Source organism: Paenibacillus sp. SSG-1, from assembly GCF_002224835.1.
Taxonomy (GTDB): Bacteria; Bacillota; Bacilli; order Paenibacillales; family Paenibacillaceae; genus Paenibacillus_AQ; species Paenibacillus_AQ favisporus.
Window position 1 is genome coordinate 883,675 of sequence record NZ_MBRK01000001.1, and the last position, 25,599, is coordinate 909,273.

The following is a 25,599-nucleotide window of genomic DNA, read 5'->3' on the forward strand; positions in this document are numbered from 1 at the left end:
AGAGAACATGTATCCAAATCCGATTATATGGGCCGATTATCCGGATCTTGACGTGATTCGGGTAGAGGATACCTACTATATGGTAAGCACGACGATGCACATGATGCCGGGCTGCGTCATTCTGCGATCATACGACCTGATTCAATGGGAAGTGGCCTCACATGTGTACGACGTACTGGACAATACGCCGGCGCAGCGGCTCGAAGACGGCCAACATATTTACGGCCAAGGCATGTGGGCGCCATCTTTTCGATACCATAAGGGTAAATTCTACGTCATCTTCGTGGCGAACGATACCCGCCGGACTTACCTGTACACGGCAGATAGCGTAACCGGTCCATGGACGAAGCAATACATCGAGGGTTTTTATCACGACTGCTCCCTGCTGTTTGACGATGATGGCCGGACGTATTTGATATACGGCAACACCGAGATTCACCTGCTCGAATTGAAGGAGGATCTTTCCGGTCCCAAACCCGGCGGGCTGAACCGCGTTATCGTGAAAGAACGGGAGCCGTATCATCTCGGGTACGAGGGTGCCCACTTTTATAAGATCGACGGCAGGTATTATGCTTTCTTTATCCATATTTCGAAGGCTTCAGGGCGCCGAACGCAGGCCTGCTTTGCAGCGGATTCCCTGGAGGGTGAATTTACGGGCGGAGAGGTCTTTAATGACGATATGGGGTATTTCAATTCAGGCGTAGCGCAGGGCGGCATCGTGGATACGCCGGACGGGAAATGGGTGGCTGTGCTGTTCCAGGATCACGGCGCCGTCGGCCGGATTCCGGTGCTTGTTCCGCTGCGCTTTGAGAACGGTTTTCCGGTATTCGCCAAAGCAGCACCCCCAATGATCGAGCTGCCAAGCACAAGACCGGGGTATACCTACCAGCCTTTGGTTGGAAGCGACGACTTTGATTACACGCCGGACGAAGACGGCAAAGTACGCCTGAAGGATGTTTGGCAGTGGAATCATACGCCTGACGATGCATTATGGTCCGTAACGGACAAACCGGGAGTCTACCGGGTCACATCCGGCAAGATCAGCCCCAATTTGACGTTCGCGGTCAATACGCTGACGCAGCGCGCCATGGGACCGGCATGCGAGGTGACAGTCACGCTGGACGGCAGCGGGCTGAAAGATGGCGATTATGCAGGCTTATGCTTTTTGATCGGTACGTACGGCTTGATTGCCCTGACCAAGGAGGCCGGCCGCTCCTACCTGGTGATGCTGGCCAGAGAGGCCAAAGACCGCTCCATATTCGGCAAACTGGTCGACGAAGAGCCCGGGACCGAATTCGCCAGAATTCCCGTTTCCGGAAACGTCGTCACACTCAAGACGATCGGCAATTTCGTGAATAACGCGGATGAGTGCATGTTTTATTACCGGGATGGCGCGGATTGGAGGCAGCTCGGGATTACGCACAAAATGGTATACAAGCTGGACCATTTTATGGGATGCCGCATCGGTCTGTTTTTGTTTTCCACCCGGGAGGTCGGAGGGACGGCGGATTTTTCCGATTTTCAATACCAGGTGCTGAAGTAACCCGACTTCGTTCGCTCTTTATGCAAAGGGGATGTTCCTCCGGGAATGTCCTCGTTTGCGCTGGCTGTTTGAAAGTCGCAAGGTGTGGTCAAAGACAACCATACTTTGCCGGGTGAGGACACGGTCAACGGCAGGTTGTTGCGTGATCATGAGGAGGCTTACACTTTGGGATGAAGGTGTCTTTCATAAAGCATTGGCGTTTAGAACTTCTCTAGGAGGGGATAGGTATGATGAGGTTGCGCGAAGCGTTTAAAGAACAGTTTTTGATCGGGGCCGCCGTCAATCCGGTGACGTTGGACTCGCAGCGTGATTTGCTTATTGAGCATTTCAACAGCGTGACTGCCGAAAATGAAATGAAATTCGAAAGATTGCATCCCACGGAGGACCGGTATACGTTTGAGGCGGCAGACCGTATGGTGGCCCTGGCTAAAGCCAACGGTATGGGAGTAAGGGGCCATACGCTGGTGTGGCACAATCAGACGCCGACATGGGTGTTTGAAAATGAAGACGGCAGCCAAACGGATCGGGTGACGCTGCTGGCCCGCATGAAATCTCATATCAACACGGTCGTATCCCGTTACCGGGGAGAACTCTATGCTTGGGACGTGGTGAACGAAGCGGTATCCGACAGCGGCAGCGAGCTGCTGCGGCCTTCGAAGTGGCTCGATATTATCGGCGAGGATTTCATCGCCAAGGCGTTTGAGTACGCTCATGAAGCCGATCCGGAGGCGCTGCTGTTCTACAACGATTACAACGAGGCCGATCCGGTGAAAAGTGAGAAAATCTACACGCTCGTCAAATCGCTGCTCGAGCAGGGGGTGCCGATCCATGGCATCGGGCTTCAGGCGCACTGGAGCCTGTATCACCCGTCGCTGGATAATATCCGCGTGGCGATCGAGAAATACGCCAGTTTGGGCGTGAAGCTGCATATTACGGAGCTGGACGTTTCGATGTTTGCGTTCGATGACCGGCGGACCGACCTCACGGCTCCGACGGAAGAGATGCTGGCTCTTCAAGCGGAACGTTACGGTCAATTTTTCCGGTTGTTCCAGGAATACAGCGAATATATCACTTCCGTCACTTTTTGGGGCGCTGCCGATGATTATACCTGGCTGGACCATTTCCCTGTACGGGGCCGAAAGAATTGGCCATTCTTATTTGATGCGAAGCATCAGCCCAAACCGTCTTATTCGGAAGTGCTGAAGACCGTGGGCTTGACTCTTTAGGCAAGGCATGTTTTTCATTGGAATGGTGCTTATACAAGCACCATTTTTTTCGTGTTAACGGCAGCTGCACCGCTTTTAATTAAGGCGATACCGTTTGATGGGAATTGAAGGTCATCCGGTATGCGGTCGGCGAGAAGCCGGTCGATTCCTTGAAAATTCTGGATAAGTAGGAGATATCGGATATTCCGATCCGGTCGCCGATTTCAGATAACGGGAGGTTCGTCGTCACAAGCAGCAGTTTTGCTTCCTCCAGCCTTCTTTTCTTGATGTATTGGATCGGGGAAATCCCGAACTGGCGTTTAAATACACGGATGAAATAGTTGGGATGCAAATGAGCCTTTTCGGCCAAGTCCGTAATGGTCAGGTTGTGACGGTAGCTGCTCTGAATATACGAAATCACCTGTTCGAGAGGTTCGGGCTCCGTCGAACGATGGAGGCTGACCTCGGAGGAAACGGCATGCTCAATATAATAAGAAACCAATCTTAGCATGGCTGATTTCACAAGCAGCGGACCGCTAATGGAAGCCGCAGCATCGCTGTCGAGCAATTCGCGGAACAGCCGGATCGCTTCGCTGTCATTTTTTGTGTCCACATACAGTGGGGTTTGAATCAGGTCAAAGAGATTGCGGTCTCCAATCCGAGCCGTAAAATGGCACCAATATTTCGTGTATCTGGGGCCCGAAGTGTAAGAATAGGACTGCTTAACCCCATGAGGCATAAGAAACCATTGTCCGGGTTTGGGTCTGAATTCCGAATCGCCGATTTTCAGCCATCCCTCCCCGTCACAGATCAAATAAAACTTGTTAAAGTCCGGCGTGTAGTCGAGCTCCCGCCAATCCGTCCATACCTGGTTATATCCCATCGATGTGACCCGTACATCCAGATTTTCCATATACAGCCTTGCTAATGATTGGTTGCCCATATTTGTATTCCCCGTTCTATATAGAGTAGATAATTTTATCCAACAGAAGGTTAGGATTCTGTATTCATTCATGGCATGAGGATTGCTAGGATAAAATCAATTCCTGATTCGAGCAAAGGAGGCAATACCGATGAACTGGAACGAAATCGCCGCTGGCCCCTACCAACCTACCTTTGAGTCCCTCCGCCAATTCGAATGTCCGGAGTGGTTCCGCGACGCCAAGTTCGGGATTTGGTCGCACTGGGGCGCCCAGTCCGTACCGATGTACGGAGACTGGTATGCACGGAACATCTACATCGAAGGTTCGGAACAATACCGATACCATATCCGTCACTACGGGCACCCATCGAAATTTGGCTATAAAGATCTTGTGCAGCTGTGGAAAGCGGAGGCGTTTGACCCGGATGCATTAATGGACCTATACACGGCAGCCGGGGCCAAATATTTCGTGGCGCAGGCGATGCACCATGATAACTTCTTCAATTATGATTCTAGCATCCATCGCTGGAACTCGGTCAATATGGGACCCAAAAAAGATATTGTCGCTCTGTGGAAGGATGCGGCCGCACGGCGTGGGCTGCCTTTTGGCCTAACGGAGCATCTCGGCGCCACATTCAGCTGGTTCCATTGGAATAAAGGTAGCGATAAGGAGGGGCCATATGCCGGCATTCCTTACGATGGGAACGATCCGGCGAATGAGGATTTGTACCTGCCCAATAAGGAACACCATCAAGGCAGGATACAGGCTGATTCGATTGCGCCTTGGTATACATCCAATCCATGGTGGCATCGTCACTGGTTTTCCGTGATGAAGGAAATCATTGATAAATATCAGCCGGATCTGCTGTACTCGGACGGCGGGCTGCCGTTCACACCAGGCTACTGGGAAAAGCCGGAGCTCTCCCTGGATGATCCCGCCTACGAGGCTGGACTGCGCGCTGTCGCACACCTGTATAATACGAGCGCGGCGATTCATGGCGGCGTGAACCGTGCGGTCTATAACCAGAAGGATCGGCGCAAGGAAATATACGCGATCGGTGTGCTGGATATCGAGCGGAGCCAAGAGCCTGACATTAAGCCTGAGCCGTGGCAGACCGACACATGCGTAGGGGACTGGTTCTATAATGTGAGGTCTGTGTATAAAAAGCCGGGGCATGTCATCGAAATCCTGGTCGATATCGTTTCTAAAAACGGCAATCTTCTCTTGAATATTCCGCAGAAGCCGGATGGTACAATCGACGACGAGTGCACGCATATCCTCAGGGAGATGGCCGAGTGGATTCGAGTCTGCGGCGAAGGAATATTTGGCACCCGCCCGTTCCGCGTGTCGGGCGAAGGCCCTTCGCAGGTGGTCATTGACCATTTCACCGAAAACAAAGTGGAATGGACAGCGGCAGATTACCGATTTACGCAGAAGGGGAATATTCTCTACGCCTTCCAAATGCGCTGGCCGGAGGATCGTCTGGCCGTCATTCGTACGTTGACCCCGGCTGACAAAGTAAAGTCCGTGCGGCTGCTGGGTGTGGGCGATGTACCGTTCGAACAGCCTTACGGAGCTCTGGTTGTTTCCCTTCCGGAGCATGGGCCGACAAATCATGCCCACTGCCTGGCTATTGAGCTCGGGTGACACGCCGATGATCCATTTGGACCGGCATCGCTGGCTGAGTTAGGCATATAATCAGTATAAAAATATAATACTCGTTGGATTACGCCCTGCGGCTGTTATAATGATGCCGTGGGGCGTTTTTAATAACTCTTTTTAAGGAGATGATGACGATGAAAGCGCTGAAGCTGAGGCCTTTTGTTCCGTCCGGTGAGGATTATCCGCTTGCTGTGCAGTTCTATGAGGATTTGGGATTTAAAAAAATCTTCACCAGCGATGAGCTTACGATTTTCCGGATGGACGAAACGGAGTTCCATTTACAGAACTATCAGAACGCTGAATTGCAGATGAACTATATGCTGGAGCTATGCGTTCAGGACTTGGATGCGTGGTGGACCCACCTTCAACACTCCGGTGTCATCGGAAAATACGGCGTGAAAGCCAAGCCTCCTGAAATCCAGCCTTACGGCAGACGGGCCATCCACCTGCTGGATCCCGCCGGCGTTCTCTGGCATATTACAGAAGTCTGAACCCAGCCGATTGGACAGGTTAGACGCAGCTGATGGCTTTTGTATAGAGAGGAGGAAGATTACATATGGACGGTGATAAGAAGCAAATCTATCTGATCTCCGGTCCGCTCGGGGTCGGAAAATCGACAACGGCGAAAGAGCTCGCTCGGCTCGTGGAACGCTGTGTGCTGATCGTGGGCGACGATTTACTCCACATGCAGATGACGGAGCCTGCCCCGACATGGGAGGAGCGTCTGAGCTTGGCCTGGATGAATATCCTTTCGGTCACCAGAAACTTTATCCAAAGCGGTTTTCATGTCGTGATCGACTTTGTCGTCGAAGATGAATTCGAGTGGTTCTGCCGGCAGATCGCCGATTTAAACGTTCAGCTCAAATATGCGGTACTGCACGCAGACGAAGAAACGGTAAAGGAGCGTCTCCATAAGAGAGGGGATATACATTTACTGGACCGTTCGCTGTTTTTGCTAAATAAACTGAAGTCTGCAGCAGTCAATGCGGATTATCTTGTGGATACGAATCAAAAGGATCCGGCCGATACTGCCGCAGGAGTGATCCAACATGACAGGTTTCACGTTCATATTGGAATGTAACGGAAAGCATGGTTAAACAACGGCTGCCGCAGGGATAGACTGCGATTCTTCAAGTCTTCGCCGGCCGCCGTTTTGTTGTGCCCGAAAGTGTCTGAACAGTCAAATGCTGATGCATGAAAAAAAGGGTTGACAATAACTGTTAATCACCGCATAATGACATTGACTGACTGAGTCAATCTAAATTATGGAACTTCATATTTTTTTGGAATATTATCGACTGAACGAGTCAATCTAAACTAGGGAGGAATCAATTTATGGTTACCAAGGCGAACACAAGCAAGGCCATCGTCATCGGTGGAGGTATGGCTGGACTCATGACCGCACGCGTGCTCTCGGAACATTTCAAAGAGGTACTGATCGTCGAAAATGATGCCTATCCGACTGGGCCGGACGTCCGGCCGGGAACGCCTCAGGCATTCCATCCGCATCGCTTTACGGCGCGGGGGAAAGCGGTCATCGAACGCCTCTTTCCTGGTTATGAGCAGGATATGATCGCGAACGGCTGCCCATCTTCACTGAACAAAAACGCGTATTTCATGAACCAGTACGGCACCCTGGAAATGAAGTACGACCGGGATGATCTTAAATTCAGCAGAGCGATTCTGGAGTGGGTCATCCGGCAGCGGACGGCAGCCATTTCCAACGTGAAATTTCTGACGAAACACCAGGTGACGGGGTTGTTAACGAGTCCTGACGGATCCGAGGTAATGGGGGTGCAAGCCAGAGACCGTGAGCAGTCCGGCCAGGAGAAAGCTCTGATGGCCGACCTGGTTATTGATACAAGCGGGCGATCTTCAAAGCTGTCGGGCTGGCTTACGGACCTGGGCTACGAGGTTCCCCAGCCGGATCTGTTGAAAGTTTCGCTCGGATACAGCACCCGCCGCTATAAAGTACCGCCGCACCTGACTCATTTGATCGATGAATGGGATGTCATCAACATTCAAGGGCAGCCGGCGAGCGGTACGTATACGAGTGTCTTCTCTTTTATCGAGAATGATACGGCTGAAGTGCTGCTCGCCCGTCCGGGCGGGAATTACCCTCCGACGGATGCCGCCGAATTCGAGAGCGCCTTGGAGCAGCTTCCGAGCCCGAAGATCGCAGAACTCGTCCGCGATTTCGAACCGATGGCGTCACCCAGACCTTTCCGCGTTCCGGAATTGTACTGCCATCGATACGAACAGATGCCGCAGTGGCCGCAAGGCTTGCTGGTCCTGGGAGATGCTTACTGCATCTATGACCCGATCTTCGGCCAGGGCATGACCGTGGCTGCCATCTCTGTCGAAATCCTGGAGGCTTGTTTGCGGGAACAGCGCCCCGAGAAGCGGTCGGATTGGGAGCATGGCGTACTCTGCCGCATCAAGGAGGCCATCGAGCCGGCGTTCTGGCTGAACTGTACGGCCGATCTCCGGTGGGAGGGAGTCGAATACCATGGGACGGATTCGAGCAAGAGGAACGCCTTCAGCCGGGAATATATGGAGCTGTTCCTGAGATATGCGGTCAGCAAACCCGATTGGAAGTTCTATGGACTCTATTGGGCGGTCAATACGTTAGCGGTTTCCCCCCGAAACATTTTCAACCCTGAAACAGCAGTCCAAGTGTTAACCGATTCGGAAGAAGGTAGGGAACTGCTCTCCCGTCTTACAGCGGACAACAGCCAGCCGGTTGAAACGATTCTTGAAGAAATGCTCCCGCAGTTCCCGGAATCGGCGTTCGAGCTGGTCAGACCATAGCGATAGCCAAGATGGATTTGATATACTGGTAGAAAAAACGGTAGCTTCCGGTAAAGGGGTACTTGACATTGGCACCATTAAACGAAGAGCAGTTGCACCAAATTCGCGATGAACGAAAAGAACAAATCAAGGCGGCAGCGCTGCAGGTGTTTGCCCGCAAAGGCATCCTCAGCGCAAAGATGAGTATGATCGCGGAGACGGCAGGCATCAGCAACGGGCTGCTGTACCATTATTTTAAATCCAAAGACGAATTGTTCACGTCACTCGTTCAGGAGGCGATGGCCGAATCGGAAGCGGCGCTGCGCAGTGTCTATGACATGCCGGGAACGCCGCTCGAGAGAATTAGGGCGTTAACGGCGGAAATCCTCAATGAAGACGGCACTCCATACTTCATGCTGATTCACCAGGCAGCCACGTCCGACGGGGTGCCTGAACAAGTCAAGCAGCTCCAACAGCAATATTCTATGGATACGTATGTGGATATGCTGCTTCCGTTATTCGAAGAGGGCCAGCAGGCAGGGGAATTGGCGGAAGGAGATCCGCGTGAGCTCATCGTTTGTTATTTATCCGTCCTCTCCGGTGTGATGGTCATCAATTCGAATGGAAGCAAGGTGTATCAAATTCCGAAGGCCGACATGCTGATGCGGCTCGTTGCCCGGAAATAAACGCAGTCTGTACATCGTGAAAAAACTCTTTCCTACCCGTCTATCAAGGCGGGTGGAAAGAGTTTTATGATGTGTTCTCCTTATTCAAGAACAGCAATCCGTTTCCAGCCTCTAACGCTGCCTGCTTATCCGGCTCCATACTGGGCGAGATACTGCGGATACGAGCGGAGATGGACCGCTTTGGCCTTGCGCTGGGCCTCTTCCCGATGTTCCGGGACCTCCTCCGACTCGACGTAATCGGCCAGTACGTCAATGACGTCGTCCAGCAGTTTTGCCCGAAAATACAGCTCAAGCCGCTGGGCAACCGTATCTCCTGCCGTGGCCAACACCTTTTCCCTCCAAACCGGCCATGATGGGCCATGCCTTAGCGGCCATAACATAACCGAATAGTCCATCGCCGCATCTCCCTGGGCGGAAAGATCGTCCCAGTCGATGATCCGAAAGCTGTCCTTGCCGCAAGTCAGCACGTTGTTTCCGTTCAGATCGTTATGAACCACATCGCGCGCAGGGAGTCCAAATGCCGGGGTCTGCCGGACGGTTTCCCTCAGCCTTTCGATCTCTTCTCCAAACCACAAAATGGTCTCATCCGATACGAAGTCCCGCAGCAGCTCCCGGGATCCGCGGATTCCTTCCAAGTCTTCCGTAAACCTGGATATGTACTCGTCTTCAAATGCATCCGCATAAGTGCGGACTTCCGCTTCAGGCAGCATTCCGCGGAGAATGCCGTCGCGATGCAGCCTGGAGGCGGTCTCGATGACGCCCGTCAGAATAGCCTCCGAATTCGGCGCTTCCGCCAGCGGGACCGCATCCTCGATATATTCGAACACAAGGCCGTACGGATACCCTTCTATGATCTCGCTTTCAATTCTGTGGACCAGCTTGGGGGCGGCGTAGTGTTCGGCAAGATAATCGCTGACGCCCGCCCACTGCTGCAGCCGCTCGCTCCGATCAGGCGGAGCCAGCTTAACATGAAACCGCGTGCGGCCGTCCGACAAGCGGAGGGACAAATTGCCGAAGCCTCCCGGATTATAGATGTATGAAGCCTGGATATGATGGGGATCTAGGCCGATCGCATCGGCGTTCGCCGATGCCCATTTTTCGATGAGTCGTTCTGATAGCCTTACATCCATTGCAGCTTCCTGCCTCCTTACCTTTTTTTAGGATATACCGGATATTTTATCATGGAACGGATGTAATTACCCGGCCGTCATGCAGCAGGAAAAAACCATTCGTTCACGAATGGTTTTTTTAAAAGATGTCAGAAAGGACATCCCAAGCATCCTGGATAATGGCCAACAATGGAGGTTTAGCGCAAAATGTACACCGTTCTGATCGCCGAAAATGAACCGTGGGTATTAAAAGGAATCGTCCAGATGGTGAAGACGGCCGGGGAGGAATTCGAGGTCGTCGGAGAATGCAGCAACGGGGAAGAAGCGTGGAGCATGATTCAAGAAGTATGGCCCATGCTCGTGATCACCGATATTATGATGCCTGAACTGGACGGGTTATCTCTGATCAAAAGAATAGCTGAGCATCGCATTCCACTCGTATCGGTCATTATTAGCGGATACGACAATTTTCAATATGCCCAGAAGGCGATGACGTATGGCGTATCGGACTATTTGCTGAAGCCGGTAGAATTTGAAACGCTGACCGAGGCATTAAACCGATCGAAGGAGAAGCTGGAGTCGCTAAAGGACCTGAACGATTACATCGTCAAGTTTCAGTCTTTACTGGATAACAGCCAGGGCTTGGCGGTCGATGCGGTGATGCAAAAGCAGCGCCAATTCATCGAGTCCATCTTAAGGCTGCATCTGCTGAACAGAAATGCCCGGGTCGGGCTGCTGAATATGATGGAGCACAAGCTGAAGAACCTGATGAATGAATTCGGCCTGGACTTTACGGACGTGCCGAAATATCAGTCAGGCGATGATGCGTCCACCCTGAAATATTACATGACACTGCTGGAAAAGTGGTACCTTGGATACCCGGGAACACCGAAAACGAGCATACCCGCGGCCATTGCCGAGTCGTGCCGGTATATCGACGCCAATTATAAAACGAACTTATCGCTCACGGACATGGCGAACCTGACGAATTTCAGCGTCTCCCATTTCAGCGCACTGTTCAAAAAGCATACGGGCAGCTCGCTTGTCAGCTACGTCAACCGTTTGCGCGTTGATGAGGCCAAAAAGCTGCTCCGAACGACTTCATACGCCGTATCCGAAATTGCGGAAATCGTCGGCTACTCGTCTACGCCCTATTTTACGCGGGTATTCAAGGCACTTGCCGGGGTGGCGCCCCTCGAATACAGAAAGAGGATGGGATCATGAAATGGGGCCATTGGCATTACCGATTTTCGTTCAAGACGAAGATCCTCGGGCTGGTGCTGTCGGTGAGTTTTGTGTCCATTGCACTGATGGCGGGCTTCACATCCTACTACTACACGGAATCAGCCAAGGATGATTTCTACACGATTGCCCAGGACTCAACCGCAAGAATTAATCATCAGCTGGACCGGTATTTTACGCAAATGGCCCAATCGACCTACGCTTCGATTGCTGGTCCATTGCCCTCGAATTCGCTGCTTGGCGACAATCCGGAGAGCGGTCTCCTTCAGAAATGGCTCATCAGCGGCGAGAATTTCAACCGGGAACAGGAAGCGCTGGTCGAAGGCATCATGTCGAAATATATCGCGATCAACTACTCCAACGTCCTGGGCATCGTTCTCCGTTCGCTGGACGGCCGGCTGATTTATTCGAAAGATCACTCCCTGAGCCATCCGATGATTGAATCCTCGCCTTGGATGGTGGGCCCCTTGTCCGATCAATTAAAAATCGTTCCCTCCTATTACCGCCATGAAGATGCGGTTGTGCCCGCATACCCTTATATTACGCTCATCGTCCCTGTATTTGATCCGAATTCGCTTAAGCTCATCGGCAATCTGAATATTGCTTTATCGATTACGGAAGTCCAGGATATTCTTGGACAGACGAGGCTTGGGAAAACAGGGTATTTTTTTATCGTCGATTCGAGCGGCGAAATCGTGTATCACCCGGACGTGAGTTTGGCGGGCCGGCACGTGGAGGACACAGCTCTGGGCGTCCTTCCTCTTGGTAAGCAGGATGCCGTCATCGAACGAAACGGGGAAAAAATTCTGATGTCCGGCAATCGCTCGGAAGTGACCGGCTGGAATATGGTCGCCTCCGTGCCTATGCACGAGATGGCCAGCGGCCTGGACTTCGCCCGCAAAGCTACGTTGTGGGTGATGACGGGCATCATTGTGTTATCGCTGTTCTTTATCCCCAGGATGGTCGGCCAAGTGGTCCAGCCCATTCTTCACCTGAGGAATCTGATGAAGCGCGTGGAAACCGGCGATACCAAAGTCAGTGCGATCGTGGTTCCCGGCAGGGACGAAATACAGCAGCTGAACGGGAGCTTTAATCAGATGACGTCCAGGCTGAATGAGCTCATCCATACCGTCCATCGTCTGGAGATCAATGAGATGAAGCTGCAGCTGCGGCAAAGGGATGCGCATATTCAGGCGCTTCAGAACCAGATCAATCCCCATTTGCTGTACAATACGCTGGAAATTATCAAGAGCATCGCTTTTATCGAGAAGGTGCCGACCATTGAAAAAATGGCGACCCGCCTGGCGGGCGTTTACCGGTATACCTCGAAAATGCCCGGATCGGAAGTGCTGCTGCGGGATGAACTGCAGAATCTGCTCAATTATCTGGATATCATTCATATTCGCTTTGATCATTTTCACAGCAGCATATCGGTGCCTGAGTCCTGCATGGACTGCCGCATGATCAAGCTGTCGCTGCAGCCGATCGTGGAGAACAGCGTGAAGTACGCGGTGGAACCCAAAAACGGCCATGCCCAAATTACGGTGGAAGCCTATGAGAGAGCGGGCGACCTCGTCATTGACGTCACCGATAACGGAAATGGATTCCCTGAGGAAGACCTGGAGCGGATCATGCATCGAATGAAGCTGGTAGAGCAGCAGTCAGAGCCGTTCGCTCAGGAGGAATCGGTTGGAATCATTAACGTTCATGCCCGAATGGTGCTGAAATACGGTTCAGCTTACGGCGTCCGCGTACAGTCAATACCGGGTAAAGGAAGCGTCGTCACGCTGAAATTCCCAAAAAAGATAAATCCATGATCGGAAATTTGGATAAAAAGATCATCATTTTGTGAAAAAGTGACCCCTGTCAGCAAGATATATTGAAATGGAAGAGGACAAAATCCAATGGGTAATGGAGGTCACCTGAAGTGAAACGAATGCTCTCAATCATCCTGGTTATGAGTCTCGTATTTTTAGCGGCCGTTGGATGTTCATCCGCGGGATCGGAGGATACGGGTACCGCATCTGGAACGAACGGAGATAAGGACAAGCCCAAGAAAATCAAAATTGACATGATGATTGCGTCATGGAAAGGAGGGGGCTGGCCGGACAACAATCATCCGATCATCAAGTACATCGATGACAAATTCAATGTGGACCTTCAAATTCAATGGGTGCCGAATGCGAATTTTTACGAAAAGCTGAACGTGATTGCGGCATCCGGCAAACTGCCCGACGTGATGCGGATCGATAGTCCAAGCCAGTATTTGAAATGGGTGGAGGAGGGCGTTTTTCAGGACTTAAAGCCTCAGTTAGCCCAATATCCTCATTTGCAAAGCATCGCAAAACCGGAAGAATGGGCGCTGCTGAACCCGAAGGACCAAATCTTCGGCATTCCGATCTATGCCACAGCCCAGAATACCATTTACGTCCGCAAGGACTGGCTGGATAAGCTGGGAATTCCCGTACCAACTCCTGATACATTCACCATCGACCAATTTTATGATATGGCCAAAGCTTTCACGACTCAGGATCCGGACGGCAACGGGAAGAACGATACGTTTGGATTCTCGGCGCTGGGCAATGCAAGCCTGCTGGGCATGCCGGAGCTGTTCGCGCCATTTGGGCTCGCGAATGGCTGGAAGGAGGAGAACGGTAAGCTGATTCCGATGCAGGTCCAATCGGACGAATGGAAGGCGTTCCTGACCTTTATGAGCCGTGCATATAAAGAAGGCGTGCTCGACAAAGACTTTGTTACGAACACGAATTTTAACGAGAAATACGCGCAGGGCAAAGTGGGCTTTGCCGACATGCATTACCAGTTCAGCCAGCAAACCAATCAGCAGCTGCAGACGATTGCTCCTGGAGCCAAATTTGTGGAGCTGGCGCCGCCGATGGGCAAGGACGGGATGCGGGGAACACCGACGCCAACGAGCGGAACGATCAAAGTCGTCCTGAGCAAGGACGTGGATGCCGAGAAGCGGGATCGCATCCTGCAGTTGTTTGATTGGTGGGTATCGCCGGAAGGGGAAGACATCTTGAAGAACGGGATTGAAAATATCCATTACAAGAAAAACAGCAGCGGAGCCTATGAAATGACCGATGAGTTGAAGGCCGAAGGCGAGGGGCGGCAAAGTCTCTTGTGGAACTGGGTATTGCGGAACAATTCCAATACATTCAACACCTACAAGTGGAGCGATCCCACATGGGCTAAAGAGATGGAGCAATCCATTGATAACGCTGGCAAGTATCCATATAAGAACGCGTCCGACGCCTATCTGTTCTCGTCCAATACGTACTTGGAGAAAGGAACGGCACTCGACGAAAGCTTCCACAAAACCGTCATTGAAATTATCGCAGGCAAAAAGCCGGTGGAGAGCATCGATGAAGCGATCAAAGAATGGAAGAGCAGCGGCGGAGACCAGATTATCGAGGAAGTGAATGCCGCATACACGGCGAATCCATAACGTTCGCCTGAAGGTCCCGGGCGGCTGCGGCCGCCTGGGGCCTTTTATTTCCAGGCTGGCTATACAGCGAGTTGGAGGTTGAAGACATGAAAGCGTACTGGAAGAGGGCATTTCCCATTTATCTCATGATCCTGCCGGGTCTGCTCTATTTTATCATTTTTAAATATATCCCGATGTTCGGGATCTCGATCGCCTTTATGAAGTATAGTCCCTTCAAGGGAATAATGGGGAGCGAATGGGTAGGTCTTCATTATTTCCGCAGATTATTTGCTGAAGGCGACTTCCTGCTGCTTCTCAAAAACACGCTGCTGCTCAATTTGCTGGATGTGCTGTTCTTTTTCCCAGCCCCGATCCTCGTCGCTCTGCTGTTGAATGAATTGAGAGCCAGACGAATGAAGGCGGCGGTCCAAACCATTCTGTATGCACCCAACTTTATATCGTGGGTCGTGATCGTCGGTATTACGATCGTGCTCTTCGCCACCGGCTCCGGAGGCATCAATCAGCTATTGGAGGACTGGGGGCTGGGCCCAATTGAACTGATGACGGATCCCCGCTACTTCCGGTGGGTGTGGCTGTTACAGAACATTTGGCAGGGGGCCGGGTGGGGAGCGATTATTTTCCTGGCCGCCCTGTCGGGCATCGAACCTACGCTGTACGAAGCGGCTAAGATGGACGGCGCGAACCGATGGCGCCAGGTGTGGCATATTACGCTGCCCGGCTTGCGGGGCGTCATTGTCGTCATGTTTATTTTACGGTTCGGGCACATGATGGACCTCGGCTTCGAGCATATTTTCCTGCTGCAGAACCCGATGAACCAAGAGGTGTCCGAGGTGTTTGAGACTTTTATATACAAAAAGGGTCTGATCGAAGGCGATTACAGCTACTCGACGGCCGTCGGTTTATTTAAATCCGTGGTCGGTTTGGTGCTGGTATGGGGTGTGAACCGGCTCGCCAAGAGATTCGGCCAGGAGGGGGTATTTTAAATGCGGCAGGCAAAAGGGCCCGATCTGTTCTTCACGTGTCTTGTTTATTTCATCCTTTTCCTGGCGGCCGCGATCGCGATTTTTCCATTGTTCTACGTGCTTGCGGTTTCGTTCTCGACGGAGTACGAGTATTTAACGCGGGGATTCTTCGTCATTCCGAAGCAGTTTACCTTGGACGGTTATTTGTATTTGCTGGCCCATCCGGGCTTTACCCTAGCATTCCGCAATGCAGTGATCATCAGCTTGGGAGGGACGGCGCTGAATATCGTGCTGACCTCCCTTATGGCCTACGGGCTGTCCAAGCGATGGTTAAAGCTGCGCAGTACAATGAATTTTATTGTATTTTTCACGATGCTGTTCTCAGGAGGCATGATTCCAACCTATTTGGTCGTTCGATCGCTCCATCTATTGGACAGTTTCTGGGCGATCTGGCTTAGCTCGGCGATTGCCGCGTTCAACGTCATTGTGATGAGAAGCTTTTTTCAGTCCATGCCGCTTGAGTTGGAGGAGTCGGCCCGGATCGACGGGAGCGGAGAGTGGCGCCTGTTTCTATCAATCATCGTGCCGTTGTCTATGCCGGTCATTGCGACCTTTACGTTGTTTTATCTGGTGAGCAACTGGAATACGTATTTTTCCGCTATTATATATTTAAACGATGCGAAGCTTATGCCGCTGCAGGTCTTTCTGAGGCAAATGCTCGTTGAGGATGACCCTTCCATCTCCAACGCGTCCACTGTATTGTATAAATATACGCCTGCAGCCAAAATGGCAGCCATCATGTTAACGGCGCTGCCGCTGCTGATCATATTCCCCTTTTTGCAAAAATACTTTAACAAAGGGGTTATGCTCGGTTCGATTAAAGGATGAGGACAGCAACAAAAATTCGGATCATGGGGTGAAAACAGGTGAATCAGCAACCGAAGTATGTAGCCCATCGGGGGCTTAGTATGCAGGCGCCTGAGAATACCGTCGCGGCTTTTGAACTGGCGGGACGATCGGGATTCTGGGGCATCGAATGCGATACGTACTGCACGACGGACGGCCGCTGGATTGTTCATCATGACCGTACCGTAGACCGGATGACGAACGGATCGGGGAGGACGAAGGATTTCTCGTTTGCCGAGATCCGAGGGCTGAGCATCACCTCCGGAAACGGGATCAGCGATTATTCCGGCCTGCAAATCCCGGCACTGGAGGAAGTATTGTCCGTATGCGTCAAATACGGCATGCACGCATTCGTCGAGATCGAGGAATACCACCAGGATCGCGATCTGGAAAGGCTCGTTGAGCTGGTCCGCGGCTCCGGCATGATGGGACAAATGAGCTTCATCTGCTTCAATGCCAACGATCTGTTGAAGGTGCGTGCCATCGATCCGGCGGTGCCGCTCGGCTTTCTATCGGCGAAGCCGCCAAGCGAAGCAGACCTTGAGCTCATCGGCCGGCTGCAGCCTGCTTTTCTGGATTACGACTATCGTTCGGCGACGCCGGATGACGTGCTAAACTGCAGCAAGGCCGGAGTTGACGTGTCGATCTGGACCGTAAACGAGCGGGAGATTTCGCGGCCGTTTGAGGAGGCGGGTGCGGCCTATATAACGACGGATACGATTTTGTGGGATTGAAAGTGGAGTCTCTCTTTCTAATGATAAAAAGGAATCCTCAAACCCTATGTGGAAACTACTAGGCAGATGAATAACCGAAAGAGAGGAATATCGTGATGATGCCGGTTCTGGACCAACTGAATCCAAAAGCATACCCGATGCAAAGTTTACATCTTTGCTCCATGCAGAGTCTATATGACAAACAGCGGCGGTTGTTTTGCATGGAGCCTTATCTATTAACCGCATCATTTTCAATTCATTAGCAGGATGTTTGTCATGCAGGCTTTGCTACCTTACCATCTGCAACTCACTTAGATGAAAGGGCGAAGCCAATGAAATATGTATCTGCGAGCGACATTTTACCTGAACAGCTGCTTCAGGAAATTCAAAAATACGTCCAAGGCAGGACGATCTATATACCTTCTCGCGAGGATGGCCGCAAAAAATGGGGCCAGCTTTCGGGACAGCGGGACTATCTGCGGAAACGCAATCTAGAGATCAGGCAATCGTTCCGTAAAGGAATTGATGTGGAGCAGCTCTCCCAGTCCTATTGCCTCGCGGTAGAAACGATCCGAAAGATCGTATACCAGAAAAATTAATGCCAGGGGCTTGCGTGTGATCAAACCAGCGCGAGCCCCTTTTTGTATCCTAAATGGTTATGTGTATTCTCTGCCTATTGTTTCAAAGCGCCAGCCGATATACTTTACGGTAATAGATAAAAGGCTCTTTGAGGAGGATCCAACATGGCGGAAATAACGGTTGAATTAAGCAGGCGTGATACACAATCAATCATCTATAACCTTTACCCCCTGTACCTTCACGATTTAGCAGGGATTCGTAACGTGCTTCCCAATCGGTATGGCGTCTTTGAAGACAGCGATGCCTTTCAAACGCTTCAGCAGCAAATGCCGGAGTTTGATATTTGGTGGGAAAAAGAGGAGTGCCTTTTTCCTTTCTTGATTCGGGTCGACGAAGTGCCCGCAGGATTCGCATTGATTGCCACACCTCCTTATGTGGAGGATGACAGCGACTTTTTGGTGAACGAATATTTTATACTGCAGCCTTTCCGGGGTCAGGGCGTGGCCGAGGAAGCCATAACCCAAATCTTCAACCGATTCCAGGGAAAATGGCTGATCTACACGACCCCGACAGAGAGGAATTCAAGGACCATTCATTTTTGGAGAAAAACCCTCGCGCGTTATACGAACAACAGGTTCACGGAAGAGGACAAGGAACTGCGGGCTGAGATCGGTGCGGCAAAAGTGTTCAATTTTATAAATAAGTAAGTAGTCTGGCGGCTGATCGATAAGATCGGCTGTTTTTTGTTTAATTCATGGCTGTTGCTACTCACCGATGGGTCCGATTCTACGAGGGGGAAAATCTTTTTTGCCGCACTTGTATACATATGCACCTATCCAAACGTTGTACTGCTTGGAGGGAGGTTGAAAGTGGATAACGAGCAGATGCTGCGGCTGATGCAGGATAAAATGAAACAGATTCAGCGGTACCTGATTCGCCTTGGGGCAAGCAGGGCTGACGCCGAGGATATCGTCCAGGACGCGGTATATAAAGGTCTCCTGTATATTGATTCCATCGGGCCTGATAAGTTTTCGGCGTGGCTGTATCGGGTCGCACTCAATCGATATTATGACATGCTCCGAAAACGCAAACGAATCGAGATTTCGATTGAGGAGGCGAATGTGGAAGGCAGTGAAATTCCAGAGGAAATCCTGCTGCGAAAGGAACGGAGAGAAGAGATCGAAAAGGTGATGGAAGAGCTGGCTCCGATCTATAAACAGCTGCTTATTTTAAAATACGAACTGGGTTTTAGCTATAAAGAAATCTCTGAACTCATAGCCATTCGTGAGGAGAAGGTGAAGACGTACCTATATCGGGCACGCAAACTATTTCAGAAAAAATATGGAGGACTATACGATGAACGATAACGAATCCAGCTTTGATGATGGGGCGAAGCTGTCGGCTCTCGTCAAGAAGGCACGCCGCAGAACGATACTTAGGAACGCAATCATATCATTGGCAGTTACGATATTTATCCTTGCGGGAGGGTGGTTTACGAATTTACAGCTTCAGTACAGAAGCTCGGAACATGCGATGCGTGATATTGAGATGCTTAAAGCGATCAGTGGTCCCAATCAGTATATAATTAGTTTCCAATTTAACTACGGCTTTCTTCACGGTACACTCGGGTACCGGACATATAAGCTTGTGGATGGAGTCCCAATCATCTGGGGGGAAGAAAACTACGAGTTCAGTTCCTGGGGAAGTTTCTCTCTGCCTCCCGGCGACTATTCTGACCTGTCGCTTATGGACCCAGAAATGAAGGCCAAAGGATTTCATTATTCACGCCCCTATAACCGTTATAACGGAGAAAGAGAGATGCTGTTCTATCTTCCGAGCGTAAAATACGCGAACTATCTTAACGAGCTTCCGCAGCTGAAGGACATGGATGGACGGAAGCGGGTTGAAATGGGCATTTCTTTTGATAAAAATTATTCGGTAGAGCAGATCAAGGCGATGCTTCCGCCAGGTGTCCATCCCGTGTGGTATTGGGTAGATACTTACTCGGATATGAAGCCCTATACGGCCGCTAAAATGCCTGATGGATCCGTTGTTGATCCGTTTCCTGACTGGGCGAGCAGCGTATACGGTTTTGGAATTCATCCAGATAGTGATGATATTTCAGAAAAGAACTTTCTTGACGCCCTGGAATATGGAGTGCATCACAATCGAAAATATAAGCAGGAATTTAAGCGGATTTATGATTATTTACGCAAGGATAAGGAACAACCGGAAACAAGCGACGTGCGCCTGTTTGGCGTTGTCGTAACGGGAACGGCTGAAAGCCTGAAAGCATTGCAGGGCCAACCCTACGTAAAAGCAGCCGTCATGGGTGCAACCGTCGACAGATGAGTGAAGTGTCCCGACTTCATCAGGAAAAGAAGGTATCCGGTCAGTGCGAACGGCTACCTTCTTTTTTAACTCATGGGATCAAAATAGCATTTTGTGATCGTTTCTATTTTTCGCCGGATATAAGCTACAGCCTCAATAGGCTCCACGATCTTTGCTTCTCCCCCTAAGGGCCAAATCAAATCCGTAAAAAATTCGATTTTCTGAACGGGGATCCGCATGCGTAAAGTACCTCTTCCATCTTCATGGAGTTCTATGTGAGCACTGAACCAGACGTTGGTTTCAAGCGAACGTACGCCTTCTTCTGTTAATTCGACCAACAAGTCGCACTGATGCTCGAAGCGGGAAAAATCCGTGTGATCCAATCAAATACGGATCGGCCACCCAGATCCTTCCGGTCAGGAAAGCCGCCATTCAGACTCGCAAAGCTGATTCGGTCTGCGCGGAAAAGCCGGTAAGTCTGGCGGAGAAAGCAATAGGCCGGACAATACCAGTATCCTTCACTCGCATAGAGACCGACGGGCTGGATATCTCTTTGTGTGACCCCATCGCCGGATTTATATGAAATGGTCACGACGCTGTCGTTCATGATCGCCTGAAGCAGGGTTTGAAGGCAATCGGCGGACATCGTCCGATGAGGATTCCAAATGACCACCCGATTTCGCAGCCGGTCGATCTGCTCTTTCGCATCGGCAGGCAAGTAGTGATAAAACTTGTGAATCGCCGAAGCCGCACTCTCGTCAAAGGGAACGGAACCAAAGTACTGCAGGGATTGGCAGGCAAAAAATACGGCGACCGCTTCGTTCTCTGAAAAGGCAATCGGCGGAAGCATCCTTTCTTGGAGCAGCCGGTAACCGCCGCCGCGCCCTTGCACGGAATAGATCGGAAACCCTACTTCGCTCAGTTCCTGTAAATCCCGGGTAATCGTCCGCGGAGACAAGCCAAACTCGTCGGCAAGCTCCCTGACCGTAAACGACCTTTTGGCGTTAATCACCATCATTAATTGAATTAGGCGCTGTGATTTGATCAATACACGCTCATCCCTCGCCACATATTTTTCATCCATATTATCACATAAAATAAGCCAAGTTCTGACTTATTTAGGTGTTATATTCATGCTCGTAATGATTCTTTGCCCCGAAGAAAGGATGAGAGACATGAATCCGGAAGTATCCCGCATCAAGGATTTGCTGTTTGAAGAGATGGAGCTGGCGCTCACGACAATCGCCTCGCTGCTCTCTATGATTGAGGAGGAGCATTGGGAGTATCGTCCTCGCGAGAACATGCGGAGCTTAATCGAGCTTGCCCGCCATCTTGTTCAGGTCCCCGAGCAAGAACTGGCTATTTTGCAGGAACAACCCATGGAGCAGGTTAGAAGTCTAGTCATGTCTGTTATGCATGTAAAAGACGCAGCTGCCCTGTCAGAGGTTATGCATCGCGGAGTCTCAGCGTTAAAAGACTACATGAACAACTTGGATGAGGCAGATCTGCTGAATAAATCGACCGCCCCTTTTTTTGCCAAGCACCAGCCTTCTGTTCAGATCAAATGGTTGATCGAGATTACGACGCATATCTATCACCACCGCGGCCAAATGTTTACCTATATGAAGCAGCTTGGCATCCCGGTTTCGATGTATGATCTGTACGGACCGGCGTCAAAATCGTGGACGTTATGAGGCATAGGCGGAAAATAGATGTGCAGATGGAACAGTGTAGAAGTAATAAAAAAACCGGCACAAAGTGTGCCGGTTCCATGCATTAATGGGTTTACTAAAAAAGCCATAGATACATAATAGTTTATAAAAAAATTGAAGATAAGTCTATTTCTTTTTTGGGGTAGATTGTATGTTATATAAGCGACCGCGGCGCAAATACGTTAAGGGAGATCCTTCATGGAGCCATATTATTGGGATGGTCAAATCGAGTATTTAAAAAGGTCTACTGCCTTGTATTATAACGATGATTATATTGATTTTTTGATTCATCGCGTATGGAACATTGATGATCCCGTTCGAATCTTAGATTTTGGATGCGGGTTTGGGCACTTGGGGCTCCGATTGTTGCCTCTGCTGCCAGCCGGTTCGGAATATGTCGGTGTCGATGCCGGTGTTAAGCTGATAGAGCACGCAAGAGAGCTCTTTCGAAATCTACCATACCGTTCGGAGTTCATTGCCGCGGATTTTAACTCGGTATACTTTGATGAGGAATTTGATCTTGCCGTATGCCACGCGGTGCTGCTGCATATGAACGACCCGCTTTGCACGCTGAAAAGAATGAAAGCTTCTGTCAAACCCGAAGGAAAAGTTGCTGCATTCGAGCCTCACTGGATCGGAAATAGTGCAGGTTTCCACTTGGATGGCATGGATCAGTCCACGGTGATTCCATTAGGGCAGTTGCAGGAGTTGTTTGAGCGAGACTTGAAACGCACCGGTAAGGACGGAAACATCGGAATCAAGCTGCCTTTATATTTCAATCGGTTGGGATTACGTAATGTCCAATGCCGGATGAGCGATAAAGTAAACATTTATGATCCCACAGCGAAGATAGGTACCGATATTTATGAAGCTATGCAGTTCAGTAACCCGGGGGAGCGTTCAGCATTTATTGATAGCCTGTTAAAGAGAGGAATGTCAATGGAAGAGGCCATCCGACAATATGAATGTGAAAATGCAATGTCGGAGTTCTTTACCTCATCAACAGCGGCCACCTATGCAGCGGGTATGAAAATCACCTTCGGAACGGTGTAAAAGATAACCCACCCAAAACTATAAAGCAAATCAAAGCAGCGGATCCCAACGATCGGCTGCTTTTTTTCGCTAACCGCGCGGATAACCTCATTTATAACGCAATTTATGGTACAATTTGGGATTATGAGAACATCTTTGGGGAGGTAACATGCGCTTAAAAGCATGCATATTGATCATCTTTTTCGTCTTAACGGGATGTTTTGCAGAGAGTAAGGAAACGACGTCACCTGATAGGGAATCTAGCCCTGCCAAAATAGAGCTGGTGCCCGTTGATTTGTTCAAGGGGGAGGCAGCCAAGTTTCAGCCGTTCCTCGGGGCGATGTCCGGTGCATTTAAGCTGAAATATGAAGGAAGCAAGCCGATCGCTAATTTGGACATAGACATTTGGAAGGACGGTCAGAGAGTAGATTCTATAGGCTGGATAGGGGATGTGTTTTACAGTCCGGATGAGCAGAAGAATAACGAAATAGAAGTGATCATATCCACGGATATGGTATCTATTGGGGAGAAGGACGAGTCCGCAATCATTAAGGTAGGCATTGTGAATCGCTCGGGAACAGACCTAACCACATTTCATATCCCTTGGGAGAAGAAGCTGGCGGCCCGAGGATTGATTCAGGATGCGGAGCCCCGTTCGTTTACGGCCGATCAGGCCGTGTATGTGTTTGGCATGCAAGCCACAAGCTCCAATACGATCCGTACATCGGATCTTTCAACGGAATCGTTAAGCCAAACGGAGTGGGCACTCGTATTCACCTTACAGTTTGAGGCGTAATAACCTTTAAGGCAAAGTTCTAGCGTGTTTCCTAATATCTTATGAACCTTTATATTCACAAGGAGAAATCATGGACCCCCTAATAAAATTAATGTTCAAGGATGAGCATGCCGCAGAAGGTGCCGCCCGGTTTGGCGTCAGCCCTAAGGAGCTGACTTTCATCGGCGGCTTTCAGAACTTTATTTATTCCTACATGAATGGCGATTCAAAATATATCCTCCGTTTCACCCCGAGCACGCTTCGCACATGGAATGGACTTGCGGCTGAGATCGAATGGATTCGTTATCTTTCGGCGAATGGACTTTCTGTTTCAGAACCGGTATCTTCAGTTGACAGTAAAGACATTGAACGGGTGCAGGGAAATACGATTGATTTCTATGTAACGTCATTCAGGCACGCGGTTGGTCGCAAGATTGGATATCCGGAGTGCTTAGGAAATGCCCTGCTTTATGAACAATGCGGACGCATCACCGGACACCTTCATGAACTGTCGAAGCGTTATAACCCAACGCTCAGAAGACATACGTGGAAGTCTAATGAATACCTCTTGCAGGCCCAAAATGTGCTGCCCTCAGAGCATCAACCGATTCTTCTGGCCCTGGATGAGCTTAAAGCACAGCTGGCTGTCCTGCCTGTTGCTGAAGATCAATTTGGTTTGATTCACGGGGATATGAATGTCGGGAATTTTATGGTGGATGAAGCTGGAGGAATCACACTTTTCGACTTCGACGAATGCCAGTACAGTTGGTATGTCGAAGACATCGCCGTCCAGCTTTATTATTTGCTGTATGTTTATGGGGAAGATTCGAAATCCGAGCGGAAAGCACAGTATGAACTTTTCGTTAAACATTTCGTGCGTGGCTATACCGAGGATGGGCGTACTATGCCTGATGGCTGGAAAGACCTTCTGCCGCTCTTCCTTAGACTGCGTGAAATCATTGTATTCGTCGGTATGCACCGGAGCTGGGATTTACGTGAACCGGACGATTGGACCCGCGACTTTTTGCAGGGCAGTCAGATGCGAATAACGAAAGGAATGTCATTGATCGACGAGTTCTTTTAAATGATCAAAAATCATTTATGTTTGTGCATCGAAAGTTAGCACTCAGGCTGCCGCTTCATAACGGCAGCCTGTTCAGCGTCACAAGAAATACTCATGATTCCATGATGAGGACGTTGTCGGATGCATCGGTGCTACCGAAGTCGCAGCCCGCCGTCCACCTCCAGCACGGTTCCGGTCACAAACGTGTTATCGATTAAGTAACGGACCGCTTTGGCAATATCCTCCGGCTGGCCTATTCTGTTAAGCGGGGCCTGTTCTTTGTAAAATTCATACGCGGCGTTTTTTTGATCTTTCGGCAGCCAATTCCACCAAGGCGTATCCACGACACCAGGAGATATAGCGTTAACGCGTACAGGTGCCAGCTCTTGTGCCAATATGGGAACCATAGACTCCAGGGCGGCGTTAATCGCAGCGAGTCCGGCATTGCCTGGCGCATGGGAACGGGCCGAAATCGCAGTGAGGAAGGTGATCGAGCCGCTGCCGCTCAACGTATTCAGGCTGAGCTGGGCAGACGTCACTTGCGGCCAAAACTTGGCATCGAAGCCGCTGCGCAATTCATCGAGCGAGAGTTCACGGAAGTTTCCGCCACCTTTAGCCCCCGAGACCGCAATGACCAGGTGATCAAAGCTTCCTTGACGTTCATAAAAAGATTTCAGATCTTCGTAAGAAGCTGCATTAAGCTGCTCTCCTTTAGCGCCAGACCCCAGAAGTTGAAGAGCGGTCTCCAACTTGGCCTGATCCCGCCCCGTGACGATGACGTCAGCACCCAATTCGACCAACAACTGGGCTGAAGCCAGCCCCATTCCCGATGTTCCACCCATAATAATGACACGTTGACCTTTTAAAGATTGTTCCATTGGATCGACTCCTCACTGTGCT

The 25,599-nt window shown here is 50.5% G+C and carries 26 protein-coding genes; 21 read left to right on the forward strand and 5 right to left on the reverse strand.

Going from position 1 to position 25,599, the window contains the following annotated elements; genetic code table 11:
* Nucleotides 1-7: 7 nt before the first annotated feature.
* Entirely contained in the window at nucleotides 8-1,543 is a 1,536-nt protein-coding gene (locus BCV73_RS04215) for a glycoside hydrolase family 43 protein (RefSeq protein WP_089546180.1), read from the forward strand.
* Nucleotides 1,544-1,770: 227 nt separating this feature from the next.
* A complete protein-coding gene (locus BCV73_RS04220; RefSeq protein ID WP_076169180.1) occupies nucleotides 1,771-2,769 on the forward strand; it encodes an endo-1,4-beta-xylanase in 999 nt (332 codons plus the stop codon).
* A gap of 79 nt (nucleotides 2,770-2,848) precedes the next feature.
* On the opposite strand, the gene BCV73_RS04225 is transcribed toward BCV73_RS04220, so the two are convergent.
* Nucleotides 2,849-3,691: an AraC family transcriptional regulator gene (locus tag BCV73_RS04225; protein WP_179231880.1), complete on the reverse strand. Its 843-nt coding sequence runs from the start codon at nucleotides 3,689-3,691 to the stop codon at nucleotides 2,849-2,851.
* 130 nt (nucleotides 3,692-3,821) lie between these two features.
* Between BCV73_RS04225 and BCV73_RS04230 the strand changes: the two genes are divergently transcribed.
* From BCV73_RS04230 to BCV73_RS04250, 5 genes are all read left to right on the forward strand, one after another.
* Nucleotides 3,822-5,318, forward strand: coding sequence for an alpha-L-fucosidase (locus BCV73_RS04230; RefSeq protein WP_089546183.1), 1,497 nt, complete (start codon nucleotides 3,822-3,824; stop codon nucleotides 5,316-5,318).
* A gap of 149 nt (nucleotides 5,319-5,467) precedes the next feature.
* Nucleotides 5,468-5,824 (forward strand): VOC family protein, encoded by a 357-nt coding sequence (locus BCV73_RS04235; protein WP_089546185.1) that lies wholly within the window; start codon nucleotides 5,468-5,470, stop codon nucleotides 5,822-5,824.
* Nucleotides 5,825-5,889: 65 nt separating this feature from the next.
* A complete protein-coding gene (locus BCV73_RS04240; RefSeq protein WP_089546186.1) occupies nucleotides 5,890-6,414 on the forward strand; it encodes a P-loop nucleotide/nucleoside kinase family protein in 525 nt (174 codons plus the stop codon).
* Nucleotides 6,415-6,668: 254 nt separating this feature from the next.
* Nucleotides 6,669-8,144, forward strand: coding sequence for an FAD-dependent oxidoreductase (locus BCV73_RS04245; protein ID WP_089546188.1), 1,476 nt, complete (start codon nucleotides 6,669-6,671; stop codon nucleotides 8,142-8,144).
* Between the two features lie 68 nt (nucleotides 8,145-8,212).
* Nucleotides 8,213-8,809 carry a TetR/AcrR family transcriptional regulator gene (locus BCV73_RS04250; RefSeq protein ID WP_089546190.1) on the forward strand — a complete coding sequence of 199 codons (597 nt, stop codon included), beginning with the start codon at nucleotides 8,213-8,215 and terminating at the stop codon, nucleotides 8,807-8,809.
* A gap of 125 nt (nucleotides 8,810-8,934) precedes the next feature.
* Here BCV73_RS04250 and BCV73_RS04255 read toward each other — a convergent pair whose 3' ends face one another.
* On the reverse strand, nucleotides 8,935-9,939 hold the full coding sequence (locus BCV73_RS04255; RefSeq protein WP_089546191.1) for an aminoglycoside phosphotransferase family protein: 1,005 nt from the start codon (nucleotides 9,937-9,939) through the stop codon (nucleotides 8,935-8,937).
* Nucleotides 9,940-10,125: 186 nt separating this feature from the next.
* Here BCV73_RS04255 and BCV73_RS04260 point away from each other — a divergent pair, with 186 nt between their 5' ends.
* The 10 genes from BCV73_RS04260 (at nucleotide 10,126) to BCV73_RS04305 (ending at nucleotide 20,138) form a co-directional block, all read left to right on the forward strand.
* Nucleotides 10,126-11,142, forward strand: coding sequence for a response regulator transcription factor (locus BCV73_RS04260; protein WP_089546193.1), 1,017 nt, complete (start codon nucleotides 10,126-10,128; stop codon nucleotides 11,140-11,142).
* Complete coding sequence (locus BCV73_RS04265) at nucleotides 11,139-12,977, forward strand: cache domain-containing sensor histidine kinase (protein WP_089546195.1); 1,839 nt, start codon at nucleotides 11,139-11,141, stop codon at nucleotides 12,975-12,977. Before BCV73_RS04260 ends, BCV73_RS04265 begins: the two co-directional genes overlap by 4 nt.
* Before the next feature lie 119 nt (nucleotides 12,978-13,096).
* Nucleotides 13,097-14,626: an extracellular solute-binding protein gene (locus tag BCV73_RS04270; RefSeq protein WP_256993117.1), complete on the forward strand. Its 1,530-nt coding sequence runs from the start codon at nucleotides 13,097-13,099 to the stop codon at nucleotides 14,624-14,626.
* 86 nt (nucleotides 14,627-14,712) lie between these two features.
* Entirely contained in the window at nucleotides 14,713-15,609 is an 897-nt protein-coding gene (locus tag BCV73_RS04275) for an ABC transporter permease (RefSeq protein WP_089546198.1), read from the forward strand.
* Nucleotides 15,610-16,476, forward strand: coding sequence for a carbohydrate ABC transporter permease (locus BCV73_RS04280; protein WP_089546200.1), 867 nt, complete (start codon nucleotides 15,610-15,612; stop codon nucleotides 16,474-16,476).
* Nucleotides 16,477-16,514: 38 nt separating this feature from the next.
* Nucleotides 16,515-17,228 carry a glycerophosphodiester phosphodiesterase family protein gene (locus BCV73_RS04285; protein WP_089546202.1) on the forward strand — a complete coding sequence of 238 codons (714 nt, stop codon included), beginning with the start codon at nucleotides 16,515-16,517 and terminating at the stop codon, nucleotides 17,226-17,228.
* A gap of 311 nt (nucleotides 17,229-17,539) precedes the next feature.
* Nucleotides 17,540-17,806 (forward strand): CD3324 family protein, encoded by a 267-nt coding sequence (locus BCV73_RS04290; RefSeq protein ID WP_089546204.1) that lies wholly within the window; start codon nucleotides 17,540-17,542, stop codon nucleotides 17,804-17,806.
* A 144-nt stretch (nucleotides 17,807-17,950) separates the two neighbouring features.
* Complete coding sequence (locus tag BCV73_RS04295; protein WP_089546206.1) at nucleotides 17,951-18,493, forward strand: GNAT family N-acetyltransferase; 543 nt, start codon at nucleotides 17,951-17,953, stop codon at nucleotides 18,491-18,493.
* Between the two features lie 162 nt (nucleotides 18,494-18,655).
* A complete protein-coding gene (locus BCV73_RS04300; protein WP_089546208.1) occupies nucleotides 18,656-19,153 on the forward strand; it encodes an RNA polymerase sigma factor in 498 nt (165 codons plus the stop codon).
* Nucleotides 19,143-20,138, forward strand: coding sequence for an anti-sigma factor (locus BCV73_RS04305; RefSeq protein WP_179231881.1), 996 nt, complete (start codon nucleotides 19,143-19,145; stop codon nucleotides 20,136-20,138). Before BCV73_RS04300 ends, BCV73_RS04305 begins: the two co-directional genes overlap by 11 nt.
* A 65-nt stretch (nucleotides 20,139-20,203) precedes the next feature.
* Here BCV73_RS04305 and BCV73_RS35660 read toward each other — a convergent pair whose 3' ends face one another.
* On the reverse strand, nucleotides 20,204-20,455 hold the full coding sequence (locus BCV73_RS35660) for a WCX domain-containing protein (protein ID WP_256992735.1): 252 nt from the start codon (nucleotides 20,453-20,455) through the stop codon (nucleotides 20,204-20,206).
* Nucleotides 20,443-21,165 carry a helix-turn-helix transcriptional regulator gene (locus tag BCV73_RS04310; RefSeq protein ID WP_256992736.1) on the reverse strand — a complete coding sequence of 241 codons (723 nt, stop codon included), beginning with the start codon at nucleotides 21,163-21,165 and terminating at the stop codon, nucleotides 20,443-20,445. The genes BCV73_RS35660 and BCV73_RS04310 overlap by 13 nt, the downstream gene beginning before the upstream one ends.
* A 127-nt stretch (nucleotides 21,166-21,292) precedes the next feature.
* Here BCV73_RS04310 and BCV73_RS04315 point away from each other — a divergent pair, with 127 nt between their 5' ends.
* The 4 genes from BCV73_RS04315 (at nucleotide 21,293) to BCV73_RS04330 (ending at nucleotide 24,720) form a co-directional block, all read left to right on the forward strand.
* Nucleotides 21,293-21,811: a DinB family protein gene (locus tag BCV73_RS04315; RefSeq protein ID WP_089546212.1), complete on the forward strand. Its 519-nt coding sequence runs from the start codon at nucleotides 21,293-21,295 to the stop codon at nucleotides 21,809-21,811.
* Nucleotides 21,812-22,027: 216 nt separating this feature from the next.
* Nucleotides 22,028-22,882, forward strand: a complete 855-nt coding sequence (locus BCV73_RS04320; protein WP_089546213.1) for a class I SAM-dependent methyltransferase — start codon at nucleotides 22,028-22,030, stop codon at nucleotides 22,880-22,882.
* 319 nt (nucleotides 22,883-23,201) lie between these two features.
* The gene (locus BCV73_RS04325; protein WP_218828097.1) at nucleotides 23,202-23,657 is read left to right on the forward strand and encodes a hypothetical protein; all 456 of its coding nucleotides are present in this window, start codon (nucleotides 23,202-23,204) and stop codon (nucleotides 23,655-23,657) included.
* Between the two features lie 91 nt (nucleotides 23,658-23,748).
* The gene (locus tag BCV73_RS04330) at nucleotides 23,749-24,720 is read left to right on the forward strand and encodes a phosphotransferase enzyme family protein (RefSeq protein ID WP_218828098.1); all 972 of its coding nucleotides are present in this window, start codon (nucleotides 23,749-23,751) and stop codon (nucleotides 24,718-24,720) included.
* Between the two features lie 131 nt (nucleotides 24,721-24,851).
* On the opposite strand, the gene BCV73_RS04335 is transcribed toward BCV73_RS04330, so the two are convergent.
* Nucleotides 24,852-25,577, reverse strand: a complete 726-nt coding sequence (locus tag BCV73_RS04335) for an SDR family oxidoreductase (RefSeq protein ID WP_089546216.1) — start codon at nucleotides 25,575-25,577, stop codon at nucleotides 24,852-24,854.
* Nucleotides 25,578-25,599 lie beyond the last annotated feature (22 nt).

Excerpts from the sequence above, each read along its gene's own strand:
- BCV73_RS04215 (WP_089546180.1), top strand. The coding sequence starts at position 8 with ATGTATCCAAATCCGATTATATGGGCCGATTATCCGGATCTTGACGTG.
- BCV73_RS04220 (WP_076169180.1), top strand. The coding sequence starts at position 1,771 with ATGATGAGGTTGCGCGAAGCGTTTAAAGAACAGTTTTTGATCGGGGCC.
- BCV73_RS04225 (WP_179231880.1), bottom strand. The coding sequence starts at position 3,691 with ATGGGCAACCAATCATTAGCAAGGCTGTATATGGAAAATCTGGATGTA.
- BCV73_RS04230 (WP_089546183.1), top strand. The coding sequence starts at position 3,822 with ATGAACTGGAACGAAATCGCCGCTGGCCCCTACCAACCTACCTTTGAG.
- BCV73_RS04235 (WP_089546185.1), top strand. The coding sequence starts at position 5,468 with ATGAAAGCGCTGAAGCTGAGGCCTTTTGTTCCGTCCGGTGAGGATTAT.
- BCV73_RS04240 (WP_089546186.1), top strand. The coding sequence starts at position 5,890 with ATGGACGGTGATAAGAAGCAAATCTATCTGATCTCCGGTCCGCTCGGG.
- BCV73_RS04245 (WP_089546188.1), top strand. The coding sequence starts at position 6,669 with ATGGTTACCAAGGCGAACACAAGCAAGGCCATCGTCATCGGTGGAGGT.
- BCV73_RS04255 (WP_089546191.1), bottom strand. The coding sequence starts at position 9,939 with ATGGATGTAAGGCTATCAGAACGACTCATCGAAAAATGGGCATCGGCG.
- BCV73_RS04260 (WP_089546193.1), top strand. The coding sequence starts at position 10,126 with ATGTACACCGTTCTGATCGCCGAAAATGAACCGTGGGTATTAAAAGGA.
- BCV73_RS04265 (WP_089546195.1), top strand. The coding sequence starts at position 11,139 with ATGAAATGGGGCCATTGGCATTACCGATTTTCGTTCAAGACGAAGATC.
- BCV73_RS04270 (WP_256993117.1), top strand. The coding sequence starts at position 13,097 with ATGCTCTCAATCATCCTGGTTATGAGTCTCGTATTTTTAGCGGCCGTT.
- BCV73_RS04275 (WP_089546198.1), top strand. The coding sequence starts at position 14,713 with ATGAAAGCGTACTGGAAGAGGGCATTTCCCATTTATCTCATGATCCTG.
- BCV73_RS04280 (WP_089546200.1), top strand. The coding sequence starts at position 15,610 with ATGCGGCAGGCAAAAGGGCCCGATCTGTTCTTCACGTGTCTTGTTTAT.
- BCV73_RS04290 (WP_089546204.1), top strand. The coding sequence starts at position 17,540 with ATGAAATATGTATCTGCGAGCGACATTTTACCTGAACAGCTGCTTCAG.
- BCV73_RS04295 (WP_089546206.1), top strand. The coding sequence starts at position 17,951 with ATGGCGGAAATAACGGTTGAATTAAGCAGGCGTGATACACAATCAATC.
- BCV73_RS04305 (WP_179231881.1), top strand. The coding sequence starts at position 19,143 with ATGAACGATAACGAATCCAGCTTTGATGATGGGGCGAAGCTGTCGGCT.
- BCV73_RS04315 (WP_089546212.1), top strand. The coding sequence starts at position 21,293 with ATGAATCCGGAAGTATCCCGCATCAAGGATTTGCTGTTTGAAGAGATG.
- BCV73_RS04320 (WP_089546213.1), top strand. The coding sequence starts at position 22,028 with ATGGAGCCATATTATTGGGATGGTCAAATCGAGTATTTAAAAAGGTCT.
- BCV73_RS04325 (WP_218828097.1), top strand. The coding sequence starts at position 23,202 with ATGTCCGGTGCATTTAAGCTGAAATATGAAGGAAGCAAGCCGATCGCT.
- BCV73_RS04330 (WP_218828098.1), top strand. The coding sequence starts at position 23,749 with ATGTTCAAGGATGAGCATGCCGCAGAAGGTGCCGCCCGGTTTGGCGTC.
- BCV73_RS04335 (WP_089546216.1), bottom strand. The coding sequence starts at position 25,577 with ATGGAACAATCTTTAAAAGGTCAACGTGTCATTATTATGGGTGGAACA.